The sequence below is a fragment of the Mucilaginibacter arboris genome, assembly GCF_009754915.1.
In the GTDB taxonomy this organism is placed as follows: domain Bacteria; phylum Bacteroidota; class Bacteroidia; order Sphingobacteriales; family Sphingobacteriaceae; genus Mucilaginibacter_A; species Mucilaginibacter_A arboris.
The window spans coordinates 120,781-128,161 of record NZ_WPIK01000014.1 but is presented as its reverse complement, the minus strand read 5'-3'; the positions used below and the strand labels follow the sequence as shown (position 1 = coordinate 128,161).

The 7,381-nt window shown below is 39.8% G+C and carries 7 protein-coding genes and 1 tRNA gene; 3 read left to right on the top strand and 5 right to left on the bottom strand.

What is annotated here, in order from left to right; translation table 11 throughout:
• Positions 1-203: 203 nt before the first annotated feature.
• Positions 204-419, bottom strand: a complete 216-nt coding sequence (locus GO621_RS15185) for an Arm DNA-binding domain-containing protein (protein ID WP_157568540.1) — start codon at positions 417-419, stop codon at positions 204-206.
• Between the two features lie 301 nt (positions 420-720).
• Here GO621_RS15185 and GO621_RS15180 point away from each other — a divergent pair, with 301 nt between their 5' ends.
• Positions 721-882 (top strand): hypothetical protein, encoded by a 162-nt coding sequence (locus GO621_RS15180; RefSeq protein ID WP_157568538.1) that lies wholly within the window; start codon positions 721-723, stop codon positions 880-882.
• A 588-nt stretch (positions 883-1,470) separates the two neighbouring features.
• On the opposite strand, the gene GO621_RS15175 is transcribed toward GO621_RS15180, so the two are convergent.
• The 4 genes from GO621_RS15175 to GO621_RS15160 form a co-directional block, all read right to left on the bottom strand.
• Positions 1,471-1,998 carry an Arm DNA-binding domain-containing protein gene (locus tag GO621_RS15175; protein WP_157568536.1) on the bottom strand — a complete coding sequence of 176 codons (528 nt, stop codon included), beginning with the start codon at positions 1,996-1,998 and terminating at the stop codon, positions 1,471-1,473.
• Between the two features lie 251 nt (positions 1,999-2,249).
• Positions 2,250-2,323: transfer RNA gene (locus GO621_RS15170), tRNA-Asp, on the bottom strand.
• A 57-nt stretch (positions 2,324-2,380) separates the two neighbouring features.
• The gene (prfA, locus tag GO621_RS15165; protein ID WP_157568534.1) at positions 2,381-3,454 is read right to left on the bottom strand and encodes a peptide chain release factor 1; all 1,074 of its coding nucleotides are present in this window, start codon (positions 3,452-3,454) and stop codon (positions 2,381-2,383) included.
• A gap of 141 nt (positions 3,455-3,595) precedes the next feature.
• The gene (locus GO621_RS15160; RefSeq protein WP_157568532.1) at positions 3,596-4,357 is read right to left on the bottom strand and encodes a UDP-2,3-diacylglucosamine diphosphatase; all 762 of its coding nucleotides are present in this window, start codon (positions 4,355-4,357) and stop codon (positions 3,596-3,598) included.
• A gap of 98 nt (positions 4,358-4,455) precedes the next feature.
• On the opposite strand from GO621_RS15160, the gene GO621_RS15155 reads away from it, so the two are divergent.
• Positions 4,456-6,579, top strand: coding sequence for a prolyl oligopeptidase family serine peptidase (locus tag GO621_RS15155; RefSeq protein ID WP_157568530.1), 2,124 nt, complete (start codon positions 4,456-4,458; stop codon positions 6,577-6,579).
• Positions 6,534-7,376 (top strand): GDSL-type esterase/lipase family protein, encoded by an 843-nt coding sequence (locus GO621_RS15150; RefSeq protein WP_232335670.1) that lies wholly within the window; start codon positions 6,534-6,536, stop codon positions 7,374-7,376. The genes GO621_RS15155 and GO621_RS15150 overlap by 46 nt, the downstream gene beginning before the upstream one ends.
• Positions 7,377-7,381 lie beyond the last annotated feature (5 nt).

The window sequence follows — 7,381 nt, the reverse complement described above, 5'->3', positions numbered from 1 at the left end:
TCTTTCGGATTATTTTCCAGTCTTTAACTTCCGCATCCTCGGCAATAAAATCATCATTTATGTAATTTGTTACTCCTTGTTTAAGCTGCTTACTAAATGATTTAACCCATATTGGTTTTCTTAACAATCAACGACTACTGAATTAAAAGAATTGGAGTCTGTAATGACGATATTTGTATTTAAAGGTATCGAAATGGGAAGGTTTATGGGTCAAAAGAATACCATGAACAAAGAACCCCCTCGTTAATTTCCGATGCTCTTCCTGTTTTTGAATTCCATTGGCAAGGAATCCACTGCCTTTTAATAGATACCTCCCGGTGGTCACCGCCTACTGCAATATGCAGGTACACATACCATCTTTGTTCTTTTTGATTTTTTGCCTGCTTTAAATAAAACAAACCGAAGCTTTTTTCTAACATAACAATTTTTTAAATGTCGCTAAATCTCAAAAGCAGCGATTTAAAATCAAAATAGTGCATGGTAAAAAAGGAGATAATGAAGTTGTTTAAACTTTTTTTCTCCCCCCCTTTTTTTTTGGGTTGATACTTCTTTTATCGCTTAAAAATATTAACCGCTGGTTTTTAATTTCTGTAGTTGATGTTTCTTTTATCACCTCAAAAATGTTAGGGCCTGTTTAAATTTTCTCCTTTTGTTTGATGCCCCTTTTATGCCATGATTTTTTTAAATATTTGGTGGTTTTGGTTTTTTGGCTAAAGCCCGTTGCCGGTTATCCTTTGTCCACGGCCTGAAGGCCGTGGAAACGGCCAATTAAAACATGGCCCGGACGTCCTGTCTGCACAAGGCAATCCAGCATTGGTAAACAAAGGTTGTCGTAAAAACTACGCTTTAAAATTGCCACGGCCTTTAGGCCGTGGGTGGTAGAAACACAGGCAGCGGCTTTAGCCAAAAAAAGAAGCATACAAAAAATTGTGGAATAAATTTTAAACAGGCCTTAATGCTCAGGTTTTGATTTTTGGGTCGATGCTTCTTTTATCGCCTAAAAATGCTGGCCCTTGGATTTTTGATTTTTAGGCTGATGCTTCTTTTATCACCTAAAAATGTTGACCATTGTTTTTTTGATTATTTAAATGCAGGCAAACACCAATTTTTATCCGGTAAAAGAAGCATGGGTACCATCCTGAACCTATCGAAGGGCCTTGTAACTATTTAAACGAAGCCTAAAAGTTTAAACAACTTCAATATCTGAATAAGCTATATTGTAAATGAATGATTATAAGCGATAAAATGGATTTATTTATAAAAGAATAGCAATTCCCAATAAGTAACTCATGTTCAATTGATTGCAAAGTAAAAAGCGTCTTTTTTTCAGAAAAAAAGACGATACAAAAGACGCAATGAGATTTGGCATATTTTGAATGATTTCTATTGAACCGAAATTCAAAAACCGCTTCATTTTGCTAATTAGGGGTTCTTGAATTTTCAAAAGGCAAGGTTCGTGTCTTTTAGAGATTATAAAGAAGCCCGGTAAATCAAGTATTTACCAGGCTTTAACTTTTTTGGTAGAATGGGCACATCTGAAACGTTGTATTGCAATTGCATAAAATCTTTGGTATGCATTAACGCTGTTTCATAACGCTGCAATGTACTCTTTTTAAATTCCTGGCCTACCAAGCTCCGCATCTTTTGGTTATGGTCTTTAAAAACGGTAACCAAGGTGCCAACCTTTTCTGTTTTACCAATAAAGCGATTCTTCAGGCTTTCAGCGGTGACCATTTCGTCATTAGCTGTCATCCAGCGATGAAATTCCTGGGCCTTGGCCTGCAAGGTGTCGAGATAAGCGTTGAGGGTACGAACGTCTTCTTTGGTGCCGATGGCACGGCCTGTTTGTGTATTCCAGCGGGAAGGGTCGCAAGTTTTACCGGTTGAGCCTTCAGCTCTTTGGCCGTCAACGGTAAACCGCAGATAAATGGCTACTGGACCATTTCTGTAGGTAGAGCGCTTCTTTAAATAAAAAAGCAAATTGATGTTAGTTCTCATTACAAATGAATTAAATAGTGAAACAAAATTGATTATTCCATCACTTGCAATCAAGATGTTCACTCGGTTAACATCTTCTAAATCACTTACTTATGGTGTTTCTGGTGAGCATCTTTTTAGCTCTAATATGCTCACCGAATTGCTCACCTTTTTTATGCTAAAACATGCATATTTTGGTGTTTTCGGCTAAACAAAAAAGCCTGTAAATCAATTATTTACAGGCTTTTAGGCAATTTTGACATTGTTTTCAGCGGAATGGACGGGACTCGAACCCGCGACCTCCTGCGTGACAGGCAGGCATTCTAACCAGCTGAACTACCACTCCGTTTGAGGATGCAAATATAGCTTTGATTTTGATTTATACAATGCTTTCTAAAAAAAATTATGCAATAGAGCCTTCTTTTAATTTTTCTGCGTTTTCTGCAAACTGCAAAGCTTCTATAATCTCCTGAATATCACCATCCATAATGGCTGGAAGGTTGTATAAAGTTAATCCAACACGGTGTTCCGTTACCCGGCCCTGCGGATAATTATAAGTCCGGATTTTAGCTGAACGATCTCCGGTAGAAACCATTGTTTTCCGTTTGGCTGCAATATCACCGTTATGTTTCTGCAATTCGATGTCGTATAATTTGCTTCGCAGCATCTCCATAGCGCGTAAACGGTTGCCTAACTGCGACCGCTCAATCTGGCATACTACTACCATTCCGGTTGGTTTATGCGTTAACTGTACTTTGGTTTCTACCTTGTTTACGTTTTGTCCGCCAGCACCGCCAGAACGGGACGTTTGCAGTTCCACATCTGCCGGATTCAGGTAAAAATCTACTTCTTCTACTTCAGGTAAAACTGCAATGGATGCCGCCGAAGTATGCACACGCCCTTGCGTTTCGGTATCCGGTACACGCTGCACGCGGTGTACGCCCGATTCGTATTTCAGCAAACCATAAGCATCTTCGCCGTTTACTTCTATAATTACTTCTTTATAACCGCCTGCCGTACCTTCGGTAACATCAGCAATATTGTACTGCCAGCCTTTTTTCTCGAAAAAGCGGGTGTACATCCTGAATAAATCTCCGGCAAAAAGGGCAGCTTCATCGCCACCTGTTCCGCCACGAATTTCCAGGATTGCATTTTTAGAATCTTCCGGGTCTTTCGGTATCAGCATTAACCTGATTTTTGATTCCAATGCTTCCTGTTGCAGTAAAAGTTCTTCCAGCTCGGCTTTGGCCATCTCCTTAAAATCTTCGTCCTTCTCATTGGCCAAAATCTCCTTGTTAGTTTCAATATTGCTCATTACGTTGTAGTAAATATGATATTCATCTACCACTTTGCCCAGTTCTTTATATTCGCGGTTGAGCTGTGCATAACGCTTCATATCTTTCGTTACTTCCGGGTTGCTCAACTCCGATTCTACATTTTGCCAGCGTTGTTTAATCGCCTCTAATTTATCTAACATATTATTTTTTGAAGTGGAAGCAACGATCCCTAATTTCTTTTACAGGTTTAGCCTGATTTTACGATGCTTCTTTTATCGTGCAAAAATACAGGTTTTTAACAAGATTTTTTCTGCTGATACAGATATACAAAAAGAAAGCTTTTAAGCTTCCTCCTGCCGCTCAAAATACTTCAACTCCAATTTTTCCCCGGTAAAAACAGCATAGGTTTTATGATAAACCCATTCGCCAAGATTGATATATCGGCTGCCTTGATTTAGTTTAATATCCAATGGTAAATGCCGGTGGCCAAAAACCATGTAATCGTAAAACTTTGTTTTTAATACTTCTTTACAAAAAGTAACCAGCCATTCCTGTTGTCCGATTTTCGATTCTTCTTCTTTTTCGTTGATGATCCGGCTTTTCCGGCTCCATTTGGATGCAATTGTTACGCCAAGATTTGGATGCAAACGTGCAAATAACCACTGACAAACTTCACTCCGGAAAAACCATTTCAGCAATTTATAAAACTGATCTCCAGGACCTAAGCCATCGCCATGATGCAGGAAAAACTTTTTACCGTTGCGTTCAATTTCCAGTTCATTGCTGATGATGGTTGCGCCCAGTTCCTTTTTTAAATAATCAAACATCCACATATCGTGGTTGCCTTTAAAAAAATAAAGTTTTACGCCTGCATCAGATAGTTCTGCCAGTTTCCCCAGAAACCTGACATAACCTTTTGGCACCACGGTTTTATATTCAAACCAGAAATCGAACACATCGCCCATTAAAAAAATTTCAGCAGCATCTGTACCAATTGTTTCCAGCCAGCACACAATCGTAGCTTCCCGCTCACGGGAAGAAGCATAATCGGGCACACCGAGATGAAAATCGGAAGCAAAATAAATTTTATTGCGAAGGGCCATATCGGCAAAAGTACAGTAAAGTGCAGGCTTCTAAAAATTGTGCCGATGCTTCTTTTACCGGTAAAAAGTTTTTATCTTGTAAAAACAGTATTCTGCTAATGCAACCAAAAATACTTTATTTCGCCGCAGCCGTTTTACTATCCGGCCCGGTTTACGCACAAAAAATGAACATCAAAACTTTGCCTTACCCGCTAACTGCAAAAGGAACGGTTACGGATACTTACTTCGGAACCGCAGTGCCCGATCCTTACCGATGGCTGGAAGATGATCAATCCGCCGAAACCAAAGCCTGGGTGCAGCAAGAAAACAAGGTAACGCAAAATTACCTGTTGCAAATTCCTTTTCGCGAAGCCATCCGCCAAAAATTAGAAAAGCTGTGGAATTACGAAAAATATAGCGCTCCTTTTAAGGAGGGAAAATACATGTACTTCTACAAAAACAATGGTTTGCAAAGCCAGTCGGTTTTGTACCGGCAACTGGATCAAAACGAGCCGGAAGTTTTTCTCGACCCCAACACTTTTTCTGCGGATGGGACCACTTCTTTAGGCGGAATTAATTTTAGTAAAGATGGTAGTCTGGCGGCTTACCAGATTTCGGAAGGCGGTTCTGATTGGCGCAAAGTGATCGTGATCAAAACGGCTGATAAAAGTATTATTGGCGATACCCTGACCGATGTAAAATTCTCGGGATTGGCCTGGAAAGGCAATGAAGGTTTTTATTACAGCAGTTACGATAAGCCGAAACAAGGCAGCCAGTTAGCCGGATTAACGCAATACCACAAACTTTTTTATCATAAACTCAATTCTCCTCAAAACACAGATCAGTTGGTTTTTGGCGGAGAAAAAACACCGCGCAGATATATTGGTGCTTATTTAACGGAAGATGAACATTTTTTGGTGGTTACCGCAGCCAACAGCACTACCGGAAATGAATTGTACTTTCAGGATTTAACGAAACCCGGTTCAGGCATCGTTAACATTGTTAATAATTTTGATAGCCAGCAGCAGGTTATTGATAATGCAGGCAGTAAATTTTACATCTTCACCAACTTAAAAGCGCCCAACTTTAAATTAGTTACGGTTGATGCCGCTAATCCTGATTCAAAGAACTGGAAAGACCTAATCCCTGAAACACAAAACGTATTAGACGTTTCTACCGGAGGCGGAAAGATTTTTGCAAAGTATTTAAAAGATGCAACTTCTTTTATCCAGCAATACAATTATGAGGGTAAAATGGAACACAACATCCAATTGCCTTCAGTTGGGAGCGCCGATGGTTTTAGCGCTAAAAAAGAAGAAAAAGAAACATATTATACGTTTACTTCCTACGTTTATCCGCCAACTATTTTTAAGTATGACCTCACTACCGGGAAGTCTGAGGTTTATAAGAAATCAGGCGTTAGTTTTGATCCGGAGAAATATGAATCGAAACAGGTTTTTTATCCTTCTAAAGATGGAACCAAGATCCCGATGATTATCACTTATAAAAAAGGTACTGTTTTTAATGGCAAAAATCCGGCGTTGCTTTATGCGTACGGCGGTTTTGGGGTGAGTTTAACGCCTGCGTTTAGCACTTCTAACCTGATTTTATTGGAACAAGGCGGCATTTATGCGGTGCCAAATTTACGCGGCGGAGGCGAGTACGGAGAAAACTGGCATTTAGCCGGAACAAAACTAAAAAAGCAGAACGTTTTTGATGACTTTATTGCTGCTGCAGAATATCTCATTCAACATAAATATACTTCAAAGGATTTTCTTGCTATTTCCGGAGGTTCAAACGGTGGTTTATTAGTTGGTGCAACGATGACCCAGCGGCCGGATCTATGCAAAGTAGCATTTCCGGCCGTTGGCGTGATGGATATGTTGCGTTACATCAAATTTACCGCCGGTGCTGGCTGGGCTTATGATTATGGCACAGCGGAAGATTCTAAAGAAATGTTTGATTATTTGTACAAATATTCGCCTTACCATGCTTTAAAACCTGCTGATTACCCGGCAACAATGGTTACCACGGCAGATCATGATGACCGTGTTGTTCCTGCACATTCTTTTAAATTTGCTGCCCGTTTGCAGGAAGTTCAGCAAGGAAAAGCGCCGGTTTTAATACGGATTGAAACTAAAGCCGGGCATGGTGCAGGCCGGTCTACCGCCCAGGTAATTAATCAGGAAGCGGATAAATGGGCATTTATGTTTCAGAATATGAATTGGATATGGAAACCTTAACCCAACAAAAAATAGCCGGTAAAAGAAACATTGCAAAATTACTCCTGCTTTTTTCATGCTTCTTTTACCACCCTTTTTTATATGCCCAGCAGCAGGATAAAATTAATTTAAACCTGGTTTTTATTGGCAACAGCATTACGCATGGCGCCGGACTAAAAGATTTTAAAACGATGGCGCCGCCTGTTTTTGCCACTAAGTTTTTGCAGGAACAGCAGCCAATTGGCGAGGTAAATTTCTCTAATCAAGGTGTTAGTGGTTTTACTACAGTAGATTTTTTGCCTGAAACCCATAGCGTTTTCAGCAAAGTTGAAGATGCTGCCCGAAGTTTTAATAATCCGAATGCTTTGCTTGTTTTTTCAATTATTCTCGGAACAAATGATAGCGCAATACATGGGCCGCATGGCGCACCCGTTTCTCCGGAAAACTATTACAAAAACTTAAAAACCATTGCCGATCAGCTTTTAAAAGATTTCCCGAAGTGCCGTATTATTTTTCACCATCCGCTTTGGTACAGCGAGAACACTTATAACCACTCAGAATACCTGGCAGAAGGTTTAAAACGCTTACAAAGCTATTTTCCGGAAATCAATAAGCTGGTTAAAAGCTATGCAAAAACTTACCCCAGGCAAGTATTTTTAGGCGATAAAAAAGGCTTTAAGTATTTTAAAAAGCACCACGAAGAATTGATGCAGCATGAAAAAGGGCAGCAAGGTATTTTTTATCTTCACCCAAATGCCGCAGGCGCAGAAGCATTAGGTAAATTATGGGGAAAAGCTATTCTTAAAGTGGTTAAATAAATCTA